We start from the raw sequence: 23,939 nt of genomic DNA, 5'->3' as shown, positions 1-23,939 counted from the left end.
ATCTCATAACATAACAATATGATAATTAAGATCTAAATATTGCCTTATATGTATTTTTTACGTCTGTTATTCATATGAAGTGAAAATACTCACAAACTTATCCACAGTTTGATTTTTACGAGCGATCCTCACGATCGCAAAATCTTTTCCTGTATCGGGCCTGAATAACTGATGTTTTCATCCTTCTGTGGCATCCTTTACGCATAAATTGATTAAAGGCACGGACATTATGGTTCAGATCCCAGAAAACCCTCTTATTCTCGTCGATGGCTCTTCTTACCTGTATCGGGCGTACCATGCGTTTCCTCCTCTGACCAACAGCGCAGGGGAACCTACCGGCGCAATGTATGGCGTGCTGAATATGCTGCGCAGCCTGATCCTTCAGTATCAGCCAACCCATGCGGCCGTCGTGTTTGATGCGAAAGGCAAAACGTTCCGCGACGAGTTGTTTGAACATTACAAATCCCACCGTCCGCCAATGCCTGACGATCTGCGTGCGCAGATAGAGCCGCTGCATGCGATGGTGAAAGCGATGGGTCTGCCGCTGCTGGCCGTTTCTGGGGTTGAAGCGGATGACGTCATCGGTACGCTGGCGCGTGAAGCCGAAAAGATGGGTCGTCCGGTACTGATTAGCACCGGTGATAAAGATATGGCGCAGCTGGTGGCGCCAGGGATTACCCTGATTAACACCATGACCAACACCATTCTTGGGCCGGAAGAGGTGGTCGCAAAGTATGGCGTGCCGCCAGAGCTGATTATCGATTTCCTCGCGTTGATGGGCGACTCCTCGGATAACATTCCTGGTGTCCCTGGCGTCGGTGAGAAAACCGCGCAGGCGCTGCTTCAGGGGCTGGGCGGGCTGGATACGCTCTACGCGGAATCAGACAAAATCGCCAGTCTCTCCTTCCGTGGTGCCAAAACCATGGCTGGGAAGCTGGAAGAGAACAAAGAGGTGGCTTATCTCTCTTATAAGCTGGCCACAATCAAAACCGATGTCGAGCTCGAACTGGGCTGTGAACAGCTGGAAGTGCAGCAGCCTTCTGCGGACGAGCTTCTAAGCCTGTTTAAGAAATACGAATTTAAGCGCTGGACCACTGACGTGGAAGCCGGTAAATGGCTGCAGGCAAAAGGGGCAAAACCTTCCACAAAGCCGAAGGAGACGATTGTCGTTGATGCAGAAGAGCAGGCGGAAGAAGAAGCCGTGGCGCTTTCCTTCGACAATTATGAAACTCTTCTTGAAGAGTCACAGTTCATTGCCTGGATCGAGAAACTGAAAAAGGCGCCGGTCTTTGCCTTTGACACCGAAACGGACAGTCTCGATAACATCTCTGCCAATATGGTAGGCCTGTCATTTGCGACAGAGCCAGGTCATGCGGCCTATGTTCCCGTGGCGCACGATTACCTGGATGCGCCGGAACAGATCTCCCGTGAACGCGTGCTTGAACTGCTGAAGCCGATCCTGGAAGACGAAAAGGCGCTCAAGGTTGGGCAAAACCTCAAGTACGACCGCGGCATTCTGCAAAACTACGGCATTGAACTGCGCGGGATCGCCTTCGACACCATGCTTGAATCCTACATTCTGGATAGCGTCGCGGGCCGCCATGATATGGATTCCTTATCTGACCGCTGGCTCAAGCACAAAACCATCACCTTCGAAGAGATTGCCGGTAAAGGGAAAAATCAGCTCACCTTTAACCAGATCGCTCTTGAAGAAGCAGGTCGCTACGCGGCGGAAGATGCTGACGTTACGCTGCAGCTGCACCTGAAGATGTGGCCAAAACTGCAAAAGCACGAAGGTCCGCTGAATGTGTTCCAGCATATTGAGATGCCGCTGGTACCCGTGCTGTCCCGCATTGAACGCAACGGCGTGAAAATCGATCCAACGGTGCTGCATAACCACTCCGGGGAGCTGGCGCAGCGCCTGACCGAGCTGGAGCAAAAAGCGCATGAGCTTGCAGGCGAGCCGTTTAACCTCTCTTCACCGAAGCAGCTGCAAACCATTCTGTTTGAAAAGCAGGGCATCAAGCCGCTGAAGAAAACCCCTGGCGGTGCGCCTTCAACCTCTGAAGAGGTGCTGGAAGAGCTGGCGCTGGACTACCCGCTGCCAAAAGTGATTCTGCAGTACCGTGGTCTCGCGAAGCTGAAGTCTACCTACACTGATAAGCTTCCGCTGATGATCAACCCGAAAACGGGCCGCGTGCACACCTCATATCATCAGGCTGTCGCGGCGACCGGTCGTCTCTCGTCAACCGATCCCAACCTGCAGAACATCCCGGTACGTAACGAAGAGGGCCGCCGTATTCGCCAGGCTTTCATCGCACCAGAGGATTATCTGATTGTCTCTGCTGACTACTCGCAAATTGAGCTGCGCATTATGGCGCATCTGTCCCGCGACAAAGGCCTGCTGACCGCGTTTGCCGAAGGGAAGGATATCCACCGGGCAACCGCGGCGGAAGTCTTCGGCTTGCCGCTGGACAGCGTGACCAACGAACAGCGCCGCAGCGCTAAAGCGATCAACTTCGGTCTGATCTACGGCATGAGCGCGTTCGGCCTTTCACGCCAGCTCAATATTCCGCGTAAAGAGTCGCAGAAGTATATGGATCTCTACTTCGAGCGCTACCCGGGCGTGCTGGAATATATGGAACGTACCCGCGCGCAGGCGAAAGAGAAAGGTTACGTTGAAACCCTGGACGGCCGCCGTCTCTACTTACCGGACATCAAATCCAGCAACGCGGCGCGCCGCGCGGGCGCAGAGCGTGCCGCGATCAACGCCCCGATGCAGGGGACCGCGGCGGACATTATTAAGCGTGCAATGATCGCCGTGGATGCCTGGCTCGAGAAAGAGAAACCGCGTGTGAAAATGATCATGCAGGTACACGATGAACTGGTATTTGAAGTGCACAAGGACGACCTCGACGCTGTGTCGAAGAAGATCCACGCACTGATGGAAAGCAGCATGACGCTGGACGTGCCGTTGCTGGTGGAAGTGGGAAGTGGTGAAAACTGGGATCAGGCTCACTAAGGGGTCTTCGCATAACGCGCTTTTTATGTAAGTTTGCAACATGGCAACGCGCGTTTTGTGACGATCATTAGAATTCCCTATGTAAAGAATGAAAAAAAACTACAAAAAGTGCTTTTTCTGCAACACAAAAAGGGGTAGAGTTATCGGCGTAGGGTACAGAGGTAAGATGTTCTATCTTTCAGACCTTTTACTTCACGTAATCGGATTTGGCTGAATATTTTAGCCGCCCCAGTCAGTAATGACTGGGGCGTTTTTTATTGCGGCAAAGAAATGTTCAGGCAAAAAAAGCGCGGCCATTGCCGCGCTCGGTATTACTCTTCTTCCGCTTCCGTCGCGGGTTCCAGCTCGCTAAACCAGGTGTCGAGCTTCTGACGCAGCTTGTCCACGCCCTGCTTTTTCAGCGAGGAGAACGGCTCAACCTGCACATCGCCGTTGAACGCCAGCACCGCTTCGCGAACCATATTCACCTGCGCTTTACGTGCGCCGCTTGCCAGCTTATCGGCTTTCGTCAGCAGCACCAGCACGGCGATATCGCTTGCCACCGCCCAGTCGATCATCTGCTGATCGAGATCTTTCAGCGGGTGGCGAATATCCATCAATACCACCAGACCTTTCAGGCACATGCGTTTTTCGAGGTATTCACCCAGCGCACGCTGCCATTTGATTTTCATCTCTTCGGGTACCTGCGCATAACCGTACCCCGGTAAGTCGACCAGGCGTTTGCCCTCTGCGACTTCAAACAGGTTGATCAGCTGGGTACGGCCAGGTGTTTTTGAGGTACGCGCCAGGTTCTTCTGATTGGTCAGCGTATTCAGGGCGCTGGATTTCCCCGCATTAGAGCGGCCAGCAAAGGCCACTTCAATACCGGTATCAGAGGGGAGGTGGCGAATATCGGGCGCACTGGTGACAAAATGCGTCTGTTGGTAGTTCCAGGTAGTCACGTGGTCGTCTCCAAAAAATCGTAATCTGAGGGGGATTATACCTGAATGCGGGCAAAAGACTTTTTTCATTGCACTCAGCCTGTAGGCTTAAGCCCTGGCCGCTGTGAGAGATTGGCTATACGTACTATGGGAGATTTCAGAGAAATCGCAGGAGCAAGAAAAAGGCAAACTGTTTTAAATCATCATCTTATTTCCAGGTAATTATCTGAAAATCCGTTTTTGTACCGTTTCGTTGCTTGTTAGTTTAAGCGAACACGGTAAAGTATGCGGCAAGGCGAGGAAGCCAACAGGATGATGACTTAAGGATAAGGGTCAGGAGCGCCAGGAGGCGAAGACGCAGGATTGTCAGGACGACCAGCGCCTGGAGGCGTTTTAACAGGAAATGGAACCGTATCACGGACGGTATTAGCCAAGGGATAAACAGGGTTTGTTGTTGGCAAACATGGAATGTCTGACCCGTTAAGGGTTGTGAGTCAGGAAAAAAGGCGACAGATTGCTCTGTCGCCTTTTTTCTTTGCTTGCTTTCTGCTAGATTTCGCCGCAATTCTATACTGAAGAAAACGACTTAAAGATAAAACATCATGAAAAAACCAACCTCCGCTGCGGGCGCGAAACGCCCTGCAAAAGCACGCCGCAAAACGCGCGAAGAACTGAACCAGGAAGCGCGCGACCGCAAACGCGACAAAAAACATCGCGGTCATGCTGCGGGTAGCCGTGCCAACGGTGGTGGTGCAGCGGGCGCTTCTGCAAAAAGCAAGCAGCAGAAAGATCCTCGTATCGGCAGTAAAACTCCCATTCCACTGGGCGTGACAGACACCCCGGTCACTAAGCAGCACAAACCAAAGAGCGAGAAACCTATGCTTTCACCGCAGGCTGAGCTGGATTTGCTGGAGAACGATGAGCGCCTGGACGCGCTGCTGGAACGTCTTGAAGAGGGTGAAACCCTGACCGCCGAAGAGCAGTCATGGGTGGATGCCAAACTGGATCGCATCGACGAGCTGATGCAGAAGCTGGGTCTGTCTTACGATGACGAAGACGACGAAGAAGAAGACGAAAAGCAGGAAGATATGATGCGTCTTCTGAAGGGTGGAAACTAACATTTGCACCCGGCAGGCTCGATAGTCCTGCTTATAACCCTTCCGGTTATATGTTATCTGGTGTGGTTATTCGTTAAACTACGGCGGTTGTCGCGGCGACAGAAGTGGCTGCGCACCCGAATGATGGCCCGCAATGGGGTCAGAACGGGCCGCCGTATACGAACGCGACACCAACGGAAGGAGTGAGCATGTCAGCACCAACTATCGACTGGGATTTGGCCCTAATCCAGAAATATAACTATTCCGGGCCGCGTTATACGTCATACCCCACCGCGCTGGAGTTCTCCGATGCCTTCGGCGAGGAGGATTTTCAGCAGGCTGTCGCGCGCTATCCTGAGCGTCCGCTGTCGCTCTACGTCCATATTCCGTTCTGCCACAAGCTTTGTTACTTCTGCGGCTGCAATAAAATCGTGACCCGCCAGCAGCATAAAGCCGACCAGTATCTTGACGCGCTCGAACAGGAAATTGTGCATCGCGCGCCGCTGTTTAAAGGCCGTCACGTCAGCCAGCTTCACTTGGGCGGCGGTACGCCAACCTACCTGAACAAAGCGCAAATAAGCCGCCTGATGACCCTGCTGCGCGGCAATTTCAGTTTTAACGACGACGCTGAAATCTCGATCGAAGTCGATCCGCGCGAAATTGAGCTGGATGTGCTGGATCACTTACGCGCCGAAGGCTTCAACCGCCTGAGCATGGGCGTGCAGGACTTCAATAAAGAGGTTCAGCGTCTGGTGAACCGCGAGCAGGACGAAGACTTTATCTTTGCCTTACTCAACCATGCGCGTGACATCGGTTTCACGTCGACCAATATTGATCTGATTTACGGCCTGCCAAAGCAGACGCCGGAAAGCTTCGCCTTTACGCTGAAGCGCGTGGCTGAACTCAGTCCGGACCGCCTGAGCGTCTTTAACTACGCGCATCTGCCGACGCTCTTTGCCGCCCAGCGCAAAATCAAAGATGCCGATCTGCCTTCTGCCCAGCAGAAGCTGGATATCCTGCAGGAAACCATCACCTCGCTGACCGACACCGGCTATCAGTTTATCGGCATGGATCACTTTGCCCGTCCGGACGACGAACTGGCGGTCGCTCAGCGCGAAGGGGTCCTGCACCGCAACTTCCAGGGCTACACGACCCAGGGCGATACCGATCTGCTCGGCATGGGCGTCTCCGCCATCAGCATGATTGGCGACTGCTACGCGCAGAACCAGAAAGAGCTAAAGCTGTATTACCAGCAGGTGGATGAGACCGGCAACGCGCTGTGGCGCGGCATCGCATTAACCCGTGACGACTGCATCCGTCGCGATGTGATTAAGGCGCTTATCTGCAACTTCCGTCTCGATTTCAGCGACGTGGAAGCGCAGTGGGCGCTGAACTTCAGCGATTATTTCGCGGAAGATCTGAAGCTTCTGGCGCCGCTGGCGAAAGACGGGCTGGTGGATGTGTCGGAGAGCGCGATTGAGGTCACGCCGAAAGGGCGTCTGTTGATCCGCAATATCTGCATGTGCTTCGACGCATATCTGCGTCAGAAAGCGCGTATGCAGCAGTTCTCGCGGGTGATTTAAACGGTAATGCCGGGTGGCGGCTTCGCCTTACCCGGCCTACAAAAGTGCGAAATGTAGGCCGGGTAAGCGAAGCGCCACCCGGCTTTTCATCGCCAACTCGCTAGCTAAACAGCCCAACCAGCGCCGCACACAGCACCGCCGCAACAGCGGTTTGTGGCGTGTGGCTTTCAGCGGCTCCGCTAGAGAGCATATTCACGAATGTTTCCAGCATGATGTTCACCCCCAATTTCCGGGCACGATCATACAAAACTCATCGGAACAGTAAAGCGCAAAATAACGGCAATTTGCGCTCAATTAATAACCTTTACACAAGCGCGGATATTACTCCATTCCCAGCTCTTTCAGCTTGCGCGTCAGGGTATTGCGTCCCCATCCTAACAGGCGAGCGGCTTCCTGCTTATGACCCTGGGTATGACGAAGCGCGGTGGTCAATAGCGTACGCTCCATCTCAGGCTGAGCCTCTGACAGCAGGTTTTGATGACCGGAACGCAGCGCGCGGTCAGCCCACTGCGCCAGCAGCGTCGCCCAGCTGTCCGGCAGCGCGTGTCCGCTACTGCTTTCCGGCGCGGTCGCCTCAAACAGCTCGGCCGGTAAATCCTGAATCAGCACTTCCTGACCGGCAGCCATCACGGTTAACCAGCGGCAGGTGTTTTCCAGCTGACGCACGTTGCCCGGCCACGCCAGACGCGTCAGAGCGGCATCGGTTTCGGGATGAAGCTGCTTAGCTTCCACACCCAGCTCGCGGGCAGCCACCTGCAGGAAATGACGCGCCAGGCGGGGAATATCTTCCCGGCGTTCACGCAGCGGCGGCAGATGAACGCGAATGACGTTCAGACGATGGAATAAATCCTCACGGAATTTGCCTTCCTGCACGCGCTGCTCCAGGTTCTGGTGGGTCGCGGCGATAATACGCACGTCCACCTTCACCGGCGCATAACCGCCCACGCGATAAAACTGCCCGTCGGCCAGCACGCGCAGCAGACGGGTCTGAACGTCCAGCGGCATATCGCCGATCTCATCCAGGAACAGCGTGCCGCCGTCAGCCTGTTCGAAGCGCCCCTGGCGAATGGTATTTGCGCCGGTAAACGCCCCTTTTTCGTGCCCGAACAGTTCGGATTCAATCAAGTCCTTCGGGATCGCCGCCATATTCAGGGCGATAAACGGCGCTTTTGCCCGCGGGCTGTGGCGATGCAGCGCATGCGCCACAAGCTCTTTACCGGTGCCCGATTCGCCGTTAATCAAGACGCTGATGGAGGAGCGGGACAGACGGCCAATAATGCGAAATACGTCCTGCATCGCCGGCGCTTCGCCGATGATGTCGGTGGTTGGCCCAAAATCGGGCGCGTGGCGCGGCTGCTGCTGCTCCTGATAATGGCTAATCGCGCGCTCGACCAGCGCCACCGCTTCGTCGATATCAAACGGTTTGGGCAGATAATCGAATGCCCCTTGCTGGTAAGCGCTCACCGCGGCATCCAGATCGGAATGAGCCGTCATTATGATGACCGGAAGCATAGGGTGGCGTTGTTTGATCTGCTTTAACAGCGCCAGCCCGTCCATGCCCGGCATGCGGATATCCGACAGCAGAACATCGGGCGTTTTAGTGGTGAGTGCGTCGAGCACTTCGCTGCCGCTCTCAAACGTCGTGCAGCTTAATCCTGCCCCTGTGAGCGCGCGTTCAAGCACCCAACGGATGGAGCTATCGTCATCGACTACCCAGACTATCCCTCGTTGCATAAACGTCACCTTTATTTTTTAATCGGCAGGAAAACCGAAAACTCGGTATGTCCCGGCCAACTGGTAAATTCAATTTTTCCAGAGTGTTGGTCGATCAAACTGCGGGCAATGGATAAGCCCAGGCCGGTACCGCCTTCGCGGCCGCTGACCATCGGGTAGAACAGAGTGTCCTGAAGATGCGATGGAATACCGGGGCCGTTATCCTCGACGTCGATACGGGCCGCAAGGCGATAGCGCACGCCGTGTAACGTGAGCTGGAAGGCGGTACGGGTGCGTAAAATAATCTCGCCCCCTTCCGGTCCCAGCGCCTGCAGGGCATTGCGCACAATGTTCAACAGGACCTGCTCAATCTGATCCGGGTCATGGGCCAGTTCCGGCAGGCTTGGGTCGTAATCACGCACCAGCGTGACGTTCTCTGGCAGCTCCATCGAGACGAGCTTCACCACCCGCTCGGCCACTTTATGGATGCTTTCTGTGACGTGCATTCCCGGCTGCTGTGGCCCGAGAAGACGGTCAACCAGATTCCGCAGGCGGTCCGCCTGCTCGATGATCACGTTGGTATACTCCGCCAGCGCAGGGTCGGGCAGCGCCTTGGTCAGAAGCTGCGCCGCGCCGCGTAACCCACCCAACGGGTTTTTGATTTCATGCGCCAGGCCGCGCACCAGGTCTCGGGCGGCAATTTGCTGCGCATGCTGAAGCTGCTCCTGGCTCAGGCGACGCTGATTATCCATCGGCGCCATTTCCAGCAGGATCAAGCCTTCGGGAAGACGTTGCGCGGTCAGCGACAGAATGTGCGAGCGCCCGTCGATCACCAGCGTCACTTCGTTATCGGTGAAACCCTGGCCCGCCTGTAAACTTTCCTGCATCAGGCCAATATTCAGCGAAAAATAGCTCAGAAGTTCCGGAAGCGGGGTGCCGAACAGTTTGCGTGCGCTTTGGGCGAGCAGCTGCTGTGCCGCCGGGTTGGCGTAATGAACGGCCAGCTCGTCATCCACCAGCAAGATGCTGTTAATCAAAGAATTGAGGATCTGCCCAGCATCGGGCAGCGTGCCAGTTGCCATTCAGCAGTCTCCTGGAGTCGTTTGCACTAATTTAGTGCAGTATAGCGTTTTCGGCGTCAAAAGCGCGTGAGATCAGGTTGTTGGTGGAGAAAAAAGCCCATCCGGAGATGGGCTAAAAGTTTCCACGGCAACTACTCCCGGCGCTTGTCACGCCGGGTAAAACAACTTAATTAAACGCTGTAGTACAGTTCGAACTCAACCGGATGCGGCGTCATACGCACGCGGTCGTTCTCTTCAGTACGCAGGGCGATGTAAGCATCGATAGCGTCGTCAGTGAATACGCCACCTGCGGTCAGGAACTCGCGGTCTGCGTCCAGCGCCTGCAGGGCTTCTTCCAGAGAGCCAGCAACCTGTGGGATCTCTTTCGCTTCTTCTGGCGGCAGGTCGTACAGGTTTTTGTCCATCGCTTCGCCTGGGTGGATCTTGTTCTTGATACCGTCCAGACCGGCCATCAGCAGTGCTGCGAAGCACAGGTATGGGTTAGCCGCTGGATCCGGGAAGCGAACTTCGATACGACGCGCTTTAGGAGACGCCACCACCGGGATACGGATAGAAGCAGAACGGTTACGCGCAGAGTAGGCCAGCATCACTGGCGCTTCGTAGCCCGGGACCAGACGCTTATAGGAGTTGGTGGTTGGGTTCGCCAGGGCGTTGATCGCTTTAGCGTGTTTGATTACGCCGCCAATGTAATACAGCGCCTGCTCGGACAGACCGGCATATTTGTCACCAGAGAACAGGTTGGTACCGTTCTTGGACAGAGACATGTGGCAGTGCATACCGGAACCGTTGTCGCCAAACATTGGTTTTGGCATGAAGGTCGCAGTTTTACCGAAACGGTGCGCAACGTTGTGCACAACGTATTTGTAGATCTGAATTTCGTCCGCTTTTTTGGTCATGGTGTTGAAGCGGGTAGCCACTTCGTTCTGACCCGCAGTCGCCACTTCGTGGTGGTGAGCTTCAACAACCAGGCCCATCTCTTCCATCACCAGACACATGGTGGAACGAATGTCCTGTGCAGAGTCGACCGGAGGAACCGGGAAGTAACCGCCTTTCACGCCTGGACGGTGACCTTTGTTACCGCCTTCGTATTTGGTGGAGGAGTTCCATGCGCCTTCGATGTCGTCGATAGCCACGTGGGAGCCAGAGATAGAGGCACCAAAACGGATGTCATCGAACAGGAAGAACTCTGGCTCTGGCCCGAACAGAACGGTGTCCGCGATGCCGGTAGAACGCAGGTACTCTTCAGCGCGTTTCGCGATAGAACGTGGGTCGCGGTCGTAGCCCTGCAGCGTGCCTGGCTCGAGGATGTCGCAACGGATGATCAGGGTAGGTTCTTCGAAGAACGGATCAATGACCGCAGTGGTTGCATCTGGCATCAGAACCATGTCGGATTCGTTAATGCCTTTCCAGCCACCAATGGAGGAGCCGTCAAACATTTTGCCTTCTTCAAAGAATTCGGCGTTCACCTGATGAGCAGGGATTGTGACGTGCTGTTCTTTACCTTTGGTGTCGGTGAAGCGGAGATCAACAAACTTCACTTCATGTTCGTTCAGCATCGTCAAAACGTGTTCAGCGGACATACTTAACTCTCCAGATTGGTCATTGTCGTCGTGGTAACGAGGTCTTCAGTTTCTGTTTGTACTGGCTGTTGCCATGTAATTTTTATAAAGCGAAATCTGTGCCAACTTTTAAAACACCCCAAAAAGGCGTTATCATGCGCACCATAGTGCAAAAGGGCTGCACCACAATGGTAATGTTGCACCAGTATAGTGCTTCAGTGTGAACACCGAGCACCATATTGGTGCAATTTTCGTTAAAGTGCCCTTTTTCGCTCCGTGAAAGCGATCACAAAGCATCTCTGCGATACTTGTTTGCGGAGGATGTTTGTGATCCTGTTTTGTAGTGCGATTAATCCGTGTACAATAACGCGCTATTTCTAATGCCTGAGGCAAAGTTGTGATCGAAAATTTGCGTAACATCGCCATCATCGCGCACGTTGACCATGGTAAAACTACCCTGGTTGATAAGCTGCTGCAGCAATCCGGTACGTTTGATGCACGTGCCGAAACTCAAGAGCGTGTGATGGACTCCAACGATTTGGAGAAAGAGCGTGGGATTACTATCCTCGCGAAAAACACCGCTATTAAATGGAATGACTACCGTATCAACATCGTTGATACCCCAGGGCACGCCGACTTCGGTGGTGAAGTTGAGCGCGTGATGTCCATGGTGGATTCCGTGCTGCTGGTGGTTGACGCATTTGACGGCCCAATGCCGCAAACGCGCTTCGTGACCAAAAAAGCATTTGCCCATGGCCTGAAACCAATTGTTGTTATCAACAAGGTTGACCGTCCTGGCGCACGTCCTGACTGGGTTGTTGATCAGGTATTCGACCTGTTCGTTAACCTCGACGCGACCGACGAACAGCTGGACTTCCCTATCATTTACGCTTCGGCGCTGAATGGTATCGCGGGTCTGGACCACGAAGATATGGCGGAAGACATGACCCCGCTGTATCAGGCGATTGTCGATCACGTACCGGCACCGGATGTTGATCTGGATGGTCCACTGCAGATGCAGATCTCCCAGCTGGACTACAACAACTACGTTGGCGTCATCGGTATCGGTCGTATCAAACGCGGTAAAGTGAAGCCAAACCAGCAGGTTACTATCATCGATAGCGAAGGCAAAACCCGCAACGGTAAAGTTGGCAAAGTGCTGACTCACCTGGGTCTGGAGCGTATCGACAGCGATCTGGCTGAAGCGGGCGACATCATCGCGATCACCGGTCTGGGCGAGCTGAACATCTCTGACACCATCTGCGACCCGCAGAACGTGGAAGCGCTGCCAGCCCTGTCTGTTGATGAACCAACCGTTACCATGTTCTTCAACGTCAACACCTCTCCGTTCTGTGGTAAAGAAGGTAAGTTCGTTACCTCTCGTCAGATCCTTGACCGCCTGAACAAAGAGCTGGTGCACAACGTTGCGCTGCGCGTTGAAGAAACCGAAGACGCTGATGCCTTCCGCGTATCCGGTCGTGGTGAGCTGCACCTGTCTGTTCTGATCGAAAACATGCGTCGTGAAGGTTTCGAGATGGCGGTTTCCCGTCCGAAAGTTATCTTCCGCGAAATCGACGGCCGTAAACAAGAGCCGTTCGAAAACGTGACGCTGGACGTTGAAGAGCAGCACCAGGGTTCTGTGATGCAGGCGCTGGGCGAGCGTAAAGGCGACCTGAAAAACATGAATCCAGATGGCAAAGGCCGCGTACGTCTCGACTACGTGATCCCAAGCCGTGGCCTGATCGGCTTCCGTTCTGAGTTCATGACCATGACCTCTGGTACCGGTCTGCTGTACTCCACCTTCAGCCACTACGACGACGTGCGTCCGGGCGAAGTGGGCCAGCGTAACAACGGCGTACTGATCTCCAACGGTCAGGGTAAAGCGGTTGCGTTTGCGCTGTTCGGTCTGCAGGATCGCGGTAAGCTGTTCCTGGGTCACGGCGCTGAAGTTTACGAAGGCCAGATCATCGGGATTCACAGCCGTTCTAACGACCTGACCGTAAACTGCCTGACCGGTAAGAAACTGACCAACATGCGTGCGTCCGGTACTGACGAAGCAACGGTTCTGGTTCCACCGATCAAGATGACTCTGGAGCAGGCTCTGGAATTCATCGATGACGACGAACTGGTAGAAGTGACTCCGCTGTCTATCCGTATCCGTAAACGTCACCTGACCGAGAACGATCGTAAACGTGCTATGCGCGGTGCGAAAGAAGAGTAATTCGGTTATGCTGTAGGCCGGGTATGCGCATGCGCCACCCGGCAACGAAAAAGCCGCTGATCGCTCAGCGGCTTTTTTTATTAGAACGAATATCGTAGCCCTAAACGGATCCGGTACTGCTCCCGGTTGTAATCATTCCATCTGTCCAGCCACTGCAGTTCGAGGTACGGCAGCCAGTTTCTGTCGATCTTATAGCTAAACTTATTGGTAATTTCCCAGTGATGGTCTTTGCCATTTTTGCTGTGATAATCATTCACCCGCTGGAAAAAGTGCGGTTCAAAGGTGTAGAAAAACGCATCCGTTACTTTGAAATTCCAGTAGTTGGCAAATTCGTGCGTGTCGTTCTTATCCATCTGCCCGTTATAGTCCGGCGTATCGTAGTTGTTATGGTTATAGCGATAGCGGAACGTCAGATTAAACCAGTCTGTAAATTTGTAGTTGGTATCTAAATAAACCGCGCCACCCGAACCTGCGCTGCTGTCGTTAATCAACCCGCCGGGCTGGAAGGTGAGTTTATCGGTCGGCTTAAAGAGCGGATACCACCCCTCGATTTCGTTATAGCTGTGCTTAAGTTCATCCCATTTACCCACGTTATAGGCGTTGGTGAACATCAGTCCCGCGCCCATATCGAAGTTATAGCCCGCACGCAGGATCACCTCGTGCATCTCTGAGGCCGTATTGTAGGCTTCACGCGTTTCGACATAGGCCCCGGCAAATACCGGGCAGGACACAGACGACACGATCAGTACAGTGATGATTCTTTTCATAATTTGTCCATGTATCAGGTACAGAAAGGCCTCCCTCCTGATAAACAGGAAGGACATAGTGGCCGGATTTATTGTTATAAAGTGACTGCTGACGCTTTATTGTTGGCGGTTATCTCAGGGGTATTCGCGGTTTGTTTCTTCCGTTTTCCAATCTCCTCGATAATAAAGGCGAAGCGCGCTTCGTTGAGTTTATAAAACAGCCCCATGGTCACGGCAGCAACAATCGCCAGGCCGCACGGCCAGAGGAAAATCAGCTGACGCAACCCAAGCAGCGTGCCCGCGCTCTGCACGGCATGGGGAACGTAGCCAATCTGGGTCAGCATAATGCCGGGCAGGAAACCGGCGAGCGCAGCGGAGATTTTGCGCGAGAAGGTATAGCCGGTATACACCGACCCTTCGGCGCGAATGCCGGTTTTCCACTCGCCGTAATCGACGGTATCCGGCACCAGCGCCCAGTTCAGGCTGTTCACAAACGCCGTGCCGAAGAAGGCCATGCAGGAAAACAGCACGAACAGCAGGGAGCTGGTCCCCCAGAAGAAATTCAGCACGTCGCCCACCGCCCACAGCGCCAGCCCGCCCAGATAGACCGGTTTCTTGCCAAAGCGCTTTACCGCGCCGGGCACCAGAAACACGCCAATCAGAATGCAGCCCATGCTGAAAAAGCCCATCCACGACAGCAGATGCAGATCGTTCAGCACGTACTGGGTGTAATAGACCTGAATCGCCAGCTTGATGTTGAAGGCGGCGAGGGTACACAGGTTGGCGATGCACAGCACCAGCAGCGGTGGATTGCGGGAAATCGCGCAGAATGATTTCAGAATGCCGGGCTTATGGTGATCGGGCGTAAGCTCGACGTAGCGTTCTTTCACCCCGCTGTAGCACCACCACATGCAGAACAGGCCGCCGGTAACGAACACCAGCGCGGCCACCAGATAGCCGAGTGAGGGCTGGTGGACGAATAGCGCCTGAATCGGCATAAAGCCGACGGTGCAGAGCAACAGTCCTACCGTTGCGCCGCCCTGACGCCACGCCGCAAGCTGCGCGCGCTCGTTCGGGTTTTTGGTGATGGCCGGGACCATCGCACCGTAGGCGCAGTTCATCAGGCTATAGCAGAGGCCAAACATCATGAAGAGCACGGTGGCGAGGGCCGTTTTCACCGTCAGGCTAAAGTCGTTGGCCATAAACTGCGCCGTCGCCACCAGCGCCACCGGAACGGAGGCGTAAAGAATGAACGGCCTGAATTTTCCCCGCGCGCCGATGTTACGTCGGGAGTCCAGCAGCACCCCGGTCAGCATGTCGGTAAAGGCGGTGAAAAACTTCGCGACGAGGAAAATAATGCCGCCGTAGAACGCCGGCATGCCCAGTTCATCGGTGTAAAACTTCAGCAGATACAGCGTGCCAATACACAGCATCAGGTTCGAGCCAAAATCGCCCATCCCGTAGGCGCACTTCTCTCGCAGGCTCAATTTCAGGGTTAACGGATCAGTATTATGTGTCATGGTCGATCCTCAAAGCGCCCCGCAGGGCGCTCTATCACGTCATTATGCCGTACGTTTGCGCAGTTCGATCTCTTCGACGATGCGCACATACATCTTCTCGTTGAGGTTGTAGAAGCAGCCCATCGCCACGATGGTGATAACCGCCAGCAGGCTCGGGTAGATAAATATCAGCTGCCGCAGCCCTTCAACCGTGCCACTGGATTGCACCACGTTGGGCACATAGCCGATCTGCGTGAGCATGATCCCCGGGAAGAAGCCCGCCAGCGCCTGGGAGACCTTCCTGAAGAAGGTAAAACCGGTATACACCGTTCCTTCGGAGCGCACGCCGGTGCGCCACTCACCGTACTCCACGGTATCGGACACCAGCGCCCAGTTCAGGCTGTTCACGAACGCGGAGCCGAAAAAGGCCAGGCAGGAGAACGCCACAAAGCTCACCGAGCCGCCGCCGAAGAAGTAGTTGAGCAGATCGCCCGCCACCCAAATCATCAGCCCGCTGATGTAGACCTTTTTCTTGCCGAAGCGTCGCACCGCGCCGGGCATCATAAAGACGCCGATAAAAATGCAGCCCATGCTGAAGAAGCCCATGTACGACAGCAGGATCGGGTCGTTCAGCACGTACTGCGTGTAGTAGACCTGAATGGCGAGTTTGACGTTAAAGGCGCCCAGCGTGCACAGGTTGGCGATGCACAGGATAAACAGCGGACGGTTCCCGGCGATGGCGCGAAACGACTGCAGCAGCCCCGGCTTTTGCGTCGGATTTGCAGGCTGCGTCTCGACGTAACGCTCGGTCACGCCCTTATAGCACCACCACATAAAGAACAGGCCGAACAGCGAGAAGAGGGTGGCGGCAAAGATATAGCCAAGCTGGTCATTGCCTTCAATCAGGTTCATCACCGGAACAAAACCCACGGTACAGAGCAGCAGGCCCAGCGTAGCGCCGCCCTGACGCCAGGCGGCCAGCGAGGCGCGTTCGTCCGGGTTTTTGGTAATGGCGGGCACCATCGCGCCGTAGGAGCAGTTCATCATGCTGAAGAACAGGCCGTACAGCATGAACAGCACCGTCGCCATCACCGTTTTACCGGTGATTTCAAACGGCGTGCCAACGAAGTTGGCAATCGCCAGTAAGGTCACCGGGAACGCCGCATATAGCACGAACGGGCGGAATTTCCCTTTCGGGCCGATCTTGCGCCGGGAGTCGAGCATGATCCCGGTGCCCATATCGGTGAAGGCGGTAAAGAACTTCGCAATCAGGAAGATAATTCCGCCGTAGGTGCCCGGCAGCCCCAGCACGTCGGTGTAAAACTTCAGCAGATAAAGCGTGCCGATATCCAGCAGGATGTTTGAGCCGAGATCGCCCATCCCGTAGGCGAGTTTTTCTTTAAACGGCAGGCGCAGGGTTGCCGGATCGGAAGTATGTTGACTCATTATTGTTCTCCGTCTGCCCGCAGGTTGCCCCGCGGGCGAGCCTTATCAGATATGACGTAAGGTGCTAAACAGATCGGCCCATTCGCTGTGCTGGCGGTAGAAGACCGGCGGCTTGCCGAGCGGGGCATCAACGGTGACGTCACCGCCCTGGCAGGTTTCCCCGGTCCACGCATTCACCCAGCTGTCCTGCGGCAGATAGAGCGACCAGTCGCGGCGCCCCTCTTCATGAACCGGCGCTACCAGCAGATCGCGGCCAAACAGGTACTGGTATTTCAGCGTGTAGGCGCGCGCGTCGTCTTCATAGTGCAGGAACAGCGGGCGCATCACCGGCAGGCCGCTTTTCGCGTTCTGCGCGACCGCGGCTTTGATGTACGGCTTCAGGGTGGTGAAGACGGTTGTCATGCGCGCGAAGTGCGCGATGGTTTCCGCGTCGCCGTCGAACTGCCAGTTATCGCCTGGACGGTTGCCCTCATGGGTACGCATCATCGGCGTAAAGGCGCTGAAGTCGCACCAGCGCAGCAGCAGCTCCTTGCTTCGCTTCATCTCGAACAGGGTCGTATAGCCGCCGATGTCGCTGTGGTGCAGGCCGTGCCCGGTCATCGCCAGCGACAGCGCCGCAGGGATGACGGACGCCAGACCGTCGTCCAGGCTCCAGTCGACGTTCTGATCCCCCGCCCACATCATCACCGAGTGCTTCTGGCTGCCGGTATAGCCCGCGCGCATGAAGAACAGGATCTCGCCGAGCTTGCCGGTCTCCTGAAGCGCTTCGTAGTTACATTTGGCCCACAGGGCAGGCCAGGCGTTATGCATGATCTCCGCGCTCACGCCGTTATGCAGGAAGGTGTCGGTCGGCAGGTACTCCCCGAAATCGGCCATCCAGCCGCCGCAGCCCAGTTCGATCAGGTTCTTTTTAATGACCTCTTTGTACCAGTCGTAGGCTGCCGGATTGGTCAGGTCGATAACGCCCGCGTAGAACTCGCCGAACTCGACGTGGTAGTCCTCGCCGTTGGCGTTTTTGGTCAGATAGCCGCGCTTCGACGCCTCTTCGCAGAGATCTTTATCGCTGGCGACGTACGGGTTGATATAGGAGAGGAACTGCACGCCTTCCTCTTTCCACTTCGCAATCCGCGCATCAAGCTGCGGATAGAGCGCGCTGTTCCACTTCCAGTTCCACATCACGCGCTTGCCGAAGGAGGTCATGCGAATGCCGGACCAGTCCTGCGCCCAGATGCCGTTGACCTTTACGCCGCCGTTACGCATGGCGTCGAGCTTCTGCTGGCACACCTCGGTGCCGCCCTGAATGCCCAGCGTCACGCCGTCGTACACCCAGTCCGGCAGCTCCGGCTGACGCCCCAGCAGGCCGGTCAGTTTTTCCAGCAGATCGACGTACGTTTGCGCACATTCGAAGCGCAGCGTGGCGTTATCTTCCCAGAACGCCAGCTCGTGGAACTCCGGCGCGCTGAAGTCGAAGTTCATATAACAGCTGTTATCCACGTGGCAGTAGTACTTCTGGGTGCTCACGAAGGTAGGCTGCGGGAAGAAGGTCCAGTAGTAGTCACCGCCCGCGTTCTCTTTGCAGTCGGCCTGCCAGGTGACGTAGGTTTGCTTATTGCGGCCCACGCCCTGCTCGCTGGTCCACAGCGGGAACGGCTTGCCGCGCAAATCGAAATACGAGAACTGCTCGCCGCAGCCGTAAATATGATCTTCCGGCTGAGCTGCCAGCCGCAGCCAGATGCGGTTATGGCTGGCGGCGTCATTTTTCAGCTTCAGCTCCAGACGGCCTTCCGCATCCACGCCCACCAGCAGCGTCGCGCTTACCGCATCGCCGCGGGTAAAGCGGATCGCCCAGCCCGCGCTTTGCTGCGTGACGGTCGCGTCCGTCAGGGCAATCTTTTCGTTGAGCTTGTCTTTGATGCTGAAGTTGCCGCGAAACATCTCGATATCCGCCTCGCCTGCGCCAATCCACAGGCAAGGGGCATCCGCGGTGTGGGATAAAATCAGACGGTCCTGCCAGCGCAGGGTGAAGCCACTTTCGTTATTTTTCAGGTCAATATTGTGTAGGGTACGCATAAACACTCCGTCTTAATTATTTGGCCTGGCTATCCAGTAATCCGGCGGCGACGGCAGGCGCTAAGCCCGGGGCCAGCGGCAGGCGGGGGATCACCAGGCAGTGCAGCAGATGGTAAATATCCTGCTTGCCGTCCCAGACTTTGGTGGTCACTTCGTTATTGGTGTCCAGCTCCTGCCACCACGAACCGTTTTCGTAGTCCATCAGGTACTTGATGCAGTAATCCCACCACTTCTGATACCAGGCTTCGTACTGCGCTTCGCCGGTCACGGTATAGAGGGCATAGGCCGTGCCCATCGCCTCGACGATTGGCCAGCGCACGCGTTCACGCACAATAGGCTTGCCGTCCCAGCCCACGGAGTAGACAAATCCATCGGCCCCGTCGGGTGCCCAGGCGTCGCGGATGGTGGCGTGGAACAGGCCTTTCGCATCTTCCAGCAGCCATTCCGGCGGGGTCTCAAAGCGCGCTTCCAGCGCGGCGCGCAGGTGCAACATCAGGCGGCCCCATTCAATCCAGTGTCCCGGCGTGCCGCCGTAGGCGCGGAAGCGGTGAGCAGGGTTATCAATGTTGTAATCGCGGATCGGGTTCCAGTCGGTGTCGAAATGCTCGTTAACGCGGTACTCCCCTTTGCGCGCCACGTCGTGAATAATCACCGAGGCGATGCGCAGGGCGCGGTCGAGCCATTTACGGTCGTGGGTCACGTCATAAACGATCAGGAAGGCTTCCACGGCGTGCATGTTGGCGTTACCGCCGCGATAGTCTTCCGTTTTGCTGAAGGCTTCATCCCAGGACTCCAGGCACATCTGCTCCTGTTCGCTCCAGAAGTAGCGCTCAATCACCTCGATGGCATCGTCCAGCAGCTTACGTGCCTGCGGGTGACCCGTGGTCACGGCGCTCGCCGCGCCCAGCAGGACGAAGAAGTGCTGATAGCCCTGCTTGGAGGCGTCAATGACGCCTTCATCGTTTACGCAGGCGTACCAGCCGCCGTGCTGCTTGTCGCGCAGCGGACCGTTGAGGGCATTAATGCCGTGCTCAACCAGGGCATACGCGCCGGGACGGCCCATGTTCGCCGCCACCGCGTAAACGTGCAGCATACGCGCGGTGATCCACAGATGCGTGCCCATATCGCTGCGCACCTGCCCGTTATTGCCCAGCCAGCCAAAGCCGGTCGGCACGGCGGCGTTTTTACCGAAATCGAGAATGCGGTCGGTCTCTTGTTCGAGCCAGCGGTTATGGCTCAGGGTGTTAAACCATTTCATGTTCGGGTCCTTTCTTAACGGCGAGCCATCATTTCGTCGACGATCTCACCCAGACGCTGAAGTTTGGGGACGGAGATATCACGCAGCATCAGCTCGGTGTCCGGCAGGCCAATCACAGAGGACCAGACGGCGCGACCGGCTAAAAAGCCCGATGCCCCCGCCTGCATGGCGACGCTTACGGCGCGCGGGAAGAGCTTATCGTCCACGCCGGAGGAGAGGATCACCCACGGCATGGCGATGTTCTCGTTAAGCTTTTGCGAGGCCGCCAGCAGCTCTTGCTGCGTGCCCTTGCCAAACAGCGGCATCTCCACTTTGTAGAGGTCGGCACCGCTGTCGCCCAGCTCTTTGGCCGCGTCGATAATCGCCTGTTCGCGGTTAAACGCGGCACCGCGACGTGGCGGACGCACCACCGGCTCGATAATGCTCAGCAGACCGTTATCGTGGCACAGCGTATTGAACGCTTTCACCATCTCCAGGCGCTGCTGCGGATCTTCATCGCTGCGCCACAGCACCAGCAGCTTCAGTGCTTTGCCGCCATCGCGTTTGACCGCCTGCGCGTCGACGTTCTTGTCGATCGCCACGCTGTCGACCGGAATACCGTTCCCCGGAATAAATTCGTCGGCGGCCACAATCATCGCGCAGCTGTTGGCCACGGCCTGCTGCTCGACAATCTGGCGATAGCAGAACTGCTGGTCGACGAGAATGGCAGAGGCGTACGGCGACAGAATTTTTGCCGCGTTGACCTTAAAATCGGTCAGGTGCTGGTCGGTTACCGGCACCGGCGCGCCTGCAGCAGCAAACATCAGGCGCATCGCTTCGCGCTGATCCACGGCCAGCATCGCAAAACCGCCGGAAGGTCGGGTGATATCTTTCAGGGTGTACATCCTCATTCCTCAGTCCTTTCGTATCAGTGTGTTTTTTTCAGCCCGGCAGATGCGCGAACCTGTTCAAGAATGGCCGTCCAGTCCTCGCGCCCGCGCCCGGCGGCGCGTGCCTGGTTGTAAACTTCGCGGGAGGCCGCGCCCAGCGGCATCGGAACGTGGAGCTGGTTGGCCACGTCGAGGGCGATCCCCAGATCTTTATGCGCAAGGTCGATCATGAAGGCGGGGGAAAGATCCCCTTTCAGCACCTTGTTCGGCCATGAGGTGGTGAAGTGGCCTTTACCCGCAGGCGTACCGCTCATGACCTTCAGCGCCACGTCAAAGGAGAGCCCCAGTGCTTCACACAGCACGGCCGCCTCCGCCGAGAGGGCGTTCAGGGCGATGCTCATGTAGTTATTGATAAGCTTCACGCGGATACCCATGCCCGGCCCGCCGGCGTTAATCAGCTCACTGCCCATCGCCATTAATACCGGGGTGGCGCGCTCAATTTGCTGCGCGGTGCCGCCTGCCAGCAGGAGCAGCGTGCCGGCGATGGCATGGTCGGACGTGCGTCCCACGGGCACGTCCATCAGGCTGAAGCCGCGTTCAGCCATGTCGCGGATCAGCGCGTCGGTTTGCAGCGGGTGAATGGTGGACATATCAATCACCAGCGCGTCGCGGGATAACCCTTCGCACACGCCGTGCTCGCCGAACAGGACGCTGCGTACCAGGTCGCCGTTTGGCAGCATGGTGATGACGAATTCGGCGTCCGTGGCTGCCTGTGCGGGCGTTGCCGCCGCCCGAGCGCCGCTTTCAACCAGCGCCTGAACCGCCTGCGGGTTCACGTCAAAGACGTTAAGCTGGTGACCTTGTTTCAAAAGATTCTTCGCCATTGGCGCGCCCATCTGTCCTAAGCCGATAAATGCGATTGCTGACATGCCTTTCTCCTGTCACATCGTGTCAATTTTTGCGCGTTTATGTTGTCTGTTTTTGATCGTATTTGTAATTTATAGTCAAAAAATTGACACGGGTCACTTTTTAAACATTTGGTGAAATTAAAATGAAGGCATCAGAAATCGCAGAAGGAATCACCATGACTCGCATCGTTTGTGTCGGCATTACCGTGCTGGATCGCATCTGGTATCTCGATGATTTACCAAAGGAAGGTGGGAAATATGTCGCAAAGGACTATACGGAGGTGGGCGGCGGCCCGGCGGCAACGGCGGCAGTGGCGGCAGTGGCGGCGGCGAAACTGGGCGCGGAAGTGGATTTTATTGGCCGGGTGGGGGACGACGATACCGGCAGACGACTGCTTGCGGAGCTGGAATCCCTGGGGGTGAACACCCGCTATACGCGCATAGTTAAGGGAGCCCGATCGTCGCAATCGGCGGTGCTGGTGGACGCAGGTGGGGAAAGAGTGATTGCCAACTACCCCAGCCCCGATCTCCCTGCGGCGGCAGACTGGCTGCATGAAATCGACTTCTCGCAGTGGGATATTGTCTTAGCCGATGTGCGCTGGCATGACGGGGCAAAACAGGCATTTACCCTGGCCCGTCAGCAGGGCGTTCCGACGTTGCTGGATGCGGATGTCACCCCGCAGGACATCGCGGAGCTGATCGCCCTAAGCGACCACGCGGCCTTCTCCGCGCCGGGATTGCGGCGTTTAACGCAGTTGGATGAAACCGAAGACGCGCTGAAAAAAGCACAAACGCTCACAAATGGACATGTGTATGTTACGCAAGGGCGAGACGGCTGCTTCTGGCTGGAAAACGGCGCACTGTGTCATCAGCCCGGCTTTGAGGTGAACGTGGTGGATACCACCGGGGCGGGCGACGTTTTCCACGGTGCGCTGGCGGTCAGTCTGGGGCAACAATCGTCCACATCAGACGCCGTGCGTTTTGCCAGCGCCGTCGCAGCGCTGAAATGCACAAAGCCCGGTGGACGCGCGGGTATACCCGACTGTGATCAAACCCGCTCTTTTTTGTCACTTTTTGTATAAAATGCGGGGCGTGATGGTTTTCAGAGGACAGCCCATGAGCCTTACCGAACTGACCGGCAACCCGCGTCACGATCAGCTGCTGACGCTGATTGCCGATCGCGGCTATATGAACATTGATGAACTGGCGCAGCTGCTGGATGTCTCCACGCAAACCGTGCGCCGTGATATCCGTAAGCTCAGCGAGCAGGGGCTGATCACGCGTCATCATGGCGGGGCGGGCAGGGCATCCAGCGTGGTGAACACGGCGTTCGAGCAGCGTGAAGTCTCGCTTACCGAAGAGAAGCGGGCGATTGCCGAAGCCATTGCGGACTATATTCCCGATGGCTCGACTATTTTCATCACCATCGGCACGACCGTGGAGCACGTTGCCCGGGCGCTGCTCAACCATAACCACCTGCGCATTATCACCAACAGCCTGCGGGTGGCGCATATTCTGTATAAAAACCCGCGCTTTGAAGTGATGGTGCCCGGCGGCACGCTGCGCCCGCACAATGGCGGGATTATCGGGCCTGCGGCAACGGCGTTTGTGTCTGGTTTTCGGGCGGATTATCTCGTGACCAGCGTGGGGTCAATTGAGCACGACGGCGCGATGATGGAGTTTGACGTCAATGAAGCCAGCGTGGTGAAAACCATGATCGCCCACGCTCGCCACATTCTGCTCGCAGCCGATCATACGAAATTTACCGCATCCGCTGCGGTAGAGATTGGCAACGTGGCGCAGGCCACGGCACTCTTCACCGATGAGATGCCTGGCTCGGCTCTGCAAACTCACCTGAAATCCAGTAAGGTTGAAATCATCCTGGCCAGTACCAACGATGATATTGCCTGAAGCAAAAAAAGCCGCTGAGCAAACAGCGGCTTAAA

At 56.2% G+C, this 23,939-nt stretch carries 18 protein-coding genes; 6 read left to right on the top strand and 12 right to left on the bottom strand.

Going from position 1 to position 23,939, the window contains the following annotated elements; genetic code table 11:
• Positions 1 to 229 precede the first annotated feature (229 nt).
• On the top strand, positions 230 to 3,022 hold the full coding sequence (polA, locus tag L362_RS04850; protein WP_023345132.1) for a DNA polymerase I: 2,793 nt from the start codon (positions 230 to 232) through the stop codon (positions 3,020 to 3,022).
• 311 nt (positions 3,023 to 3,333) lie between these two features.
• On the opposite strand, the gene yihA is transcribed toward polA, so the two are convergent.
• The gene (gene yihA / locus L362_RS04855; RefSeq protein ID WP_008501861.1) at positions 3,334 to 3,963 is read right to left on the bottom strand and encodes a ribosome biogenesis GTP-binding protein YihA/YsxC; all 630 of its coding nucleotides are present in this window, start codon (positions 3,961 to 3,963) and stop codon (positions 3,334 to 3,336) included.
• A 581-nt stretch (positions 3,964 to 4,544) separates the two neighbouring features.
• On the opposite strand from yihA, the gene yihI reads away from it, so the two are divergent.
• Both yihI and hemN read left to right on the top strand, forming a co-directional pair.
• Entirely contained in the window at positions 4,545 to 5,060 is a 516-nt protein-coding gene (yihI, locus tag L362_RS04860; RefSeq protein WP_008501860.1) for a Der GTPase-activating protein YihI, read from the top strand.
• Between the two features lie 188 nt (positions 5,061 to 5,248).
• Positions 5,249 to 6,622 (top strand): oxygen-independent coproporphyrinogen III oxidase, encoded by a 1,374-nt coding sequence (gene hemN, locus L362_RS04865; RefSeq protein WP_023345131.1) that lies wholly within the window; start codon positions 5,249 to 5,251, stop codon positions 6,620 to 6,622.
• A gap of 100 nt (positions 6,623 to 6,722) precedes the next feature.
• Here the strand turns inward: hemN and L362_RS24715 are convergent, their stop codons facing one another.
• The 4 genes from L362_RS24715 to glnA all read right to left on the bottom strand — a co-directional run bounded on the left by L362_RS24715 (position 6,723) and on the right by glnA (position 10,997).
• The gene (locus L362_RS24715; RefSeq protein WP_032622955.1) at positions 6,723 to 6,833 is read right to left on the bottom strand and encodes a YshB family small membrane protein; all 111 of its coding nucleotides are present in this window, start codon (positions 6,831 to 6,833) and stop codon (positions 6,723 to 6,725) included.
• 110 nt (positions 6,834 to 6,943) lie between these two features.
• Positions 6,944 to 8,356: a nitrogen regulation protein NR(I) gene (gene glnG, locus L362_RS04870; RefSeq protein WP_008501858.1), complete on the bottom strand. Its 1,413-nt coding sequence runs from the start codon at positions 8,354 to 8,356 to the stop codon at positions 6,944 to 6,946.
• A gap of 11 nt (positions 8,357 to 8,367) precedes the next feature.
• Complete coding sequence (glnL, locus tag L362_RS04875; protein WP_008501857.1) at positions 8,368 to 9,417, bottom strand: nitrogen regulation protein NR(II); 1,050 nt, start codon at positions 9,415 to 9,417, stop codon at positions 8,368 to 8,370.
• Between the two features lie 170 nt (positions 9,418 to 9,587).
• The gene (gene glnA / locus L362_RS04880; RefSeq protein ID WP_008501856.1) at positions 9,588 to 10,997 is read right to left on the bottom strand and encodes a glutamate--ammonia ligase; all 1,410 of its coding nucleotides are present in this window, start codon (positions 10,995 to 10,997) and stop codon (positions 9,588 to 9,590) included.
• A gap of 376 nt (positions 10,998 to 11,373) precedes the next feature.
• Between glnA and typA the strand changes: the two genes are divergently transcribed.
• The gene (gene typA / locus L362_RS04885; RefSeq protein ID WP_008501854.1) at positions 11,374 to 13,197 is read left to right on the top strand and encodes a ribosome-dependent GTPase TypA; all 1,824 of its coding nucleotides are present in this window, start codon (positions 11,374 to 11,376) and stop codon (positions 13,195 to 13,197) included.
• Between the two features lie 80 nt (positions 13,198 to 13,277).
• Here the strand turns inward: typA and ompL are convergent, their stop codons facing one another.
• From ompL to yihU, 7 genes are all read right to left on the bottom strand, one after another.
• Complete coding sequence (gene ompL, locus L362_RS04890; RefSeq protein WP_032637905.1) at positions 13,278 to 13,964, bottom strand: porin OmpL; 687 nt, start codon at positions 13,962 to 13,964, stop codon at positions 13,278 to 13,280.
• Positions 13,965 to 14,038: 74 nt separating this feature from the next.
• On the bottom strand, positions 14,039 to 15,463 hold the full coding sequence (locus L362_RS04895; protein ID WP_023345129.1) for an MFS transporter: 1,425 nt from the start codon (positions 15,461 to 15,463) through the stop codon (positions 14,039 to 14,041).
• A gap of 42 nt (positions 15,464 to 15,505) precedes the next feature.
• Positions 15,506 to 16,888: an MFS transporter gene (locus L362_RS04900; RefSeq protein ID WP_008501851.1), complete on the bottom strand. Its 1,383-nt coding sequence runs from the start codon at positions 16,886 to 16,888 to the stop codon at positions 15,506 to 15,508.
• Between the two features lie 45 nt (positions 16,889 to 16,933).
• On the bottom strand, positions 16,934 to 18,958 hold the full coding sequence (locus tag L362_RS04905) for an alpha-glucosidase (RefSeq protein ID WP_023345128.1): 2,025 nt from the start codon (positions 18,956 to 18,958) through the stop codon (positions 16,934 to 16,936).
• Positions 18,959 to 18,974: 16 nt separating this feature from the next.
• Complete coding sequence (gene yihS / locus L362_RS04910) at positions 18,975 to 20,216, bottom strand: sulfoquinovose isomerase (protein ID WP_023345127.1); 1,242 nt, start codon at positions 20,214 to 20,216, stop codon at positions 18,975 to 18,977.
• 14 nt (positions 20,217 to 20,230) lie between these two features.
• Positions 20,231 to 21,106, bottom strand: a complete 876-nt coding sequence (gene yihT, locus L362_RS04915; protein ID WP_023345126.1) for a sulfofructosephosphate aldolase — start codon at positions 21,104 to 21,106, stop codon at positions 20,231 to 20,233.
• Positions 21,107 to 21,123: 17 nt separating this feature from the next.
• Complete coding sequence (gene yihU / locus L362_RS04920) at positions 21,124 to 22,014, bottom strand: sulfolactaldehyde 3-reductase (protein WP_023345125.1); 891 nt, start codon at positions 22,012 to 22,014, stop codon at positions 21,124 to 21,126.
• 155 nt (positions 22,015 to 22,169) lie between these two features.
• On the opposite strand from yihU, the gene L362_RS04925 reads away from it, so the two are divergent.
• Positions 22,170 to 23,075: a sugar kinase gene (locus tag L362_RS04925; protein WP_023345124.1), complete on the top strand. Its 906-nt coding sequence runs from the start codon at positions 22,170 to 22,172 to the stop codon at positions 23,073 to 23,075.
• 34 nt (positions 23,076 to 23,109) lie between these two features.
• A complete protein-coding gene (locus tag L362_RS04930; protein ID WP_023345123.1) occupies positions 23,110 to 23,904 on the top strand; it encodes a DeoR/GlpR family DNA-binding transcription regulator in 795 nt (264 codons plus the stop codon).
• Positions 23,905 to 23,939 lie beyond the last annotated feature (35 nt).

Origin of the sequence: Enterobacter sp. MGH 16 (assembly GCF_000493175.1) — a bacterium.
GTDB classification, from domain to species: Bacteria; Pseudomonadota; Gammaproteobacteria; order Enterobacterales; family Enterobacteriaceae; genus Enterobacter; species Enterobacter roggenkampii.
The sequence above is the reverse complement of the archived record's forward strand: the minus strand, read 5'-3'. Positions and strand labels throughout refer to the sequence as shown.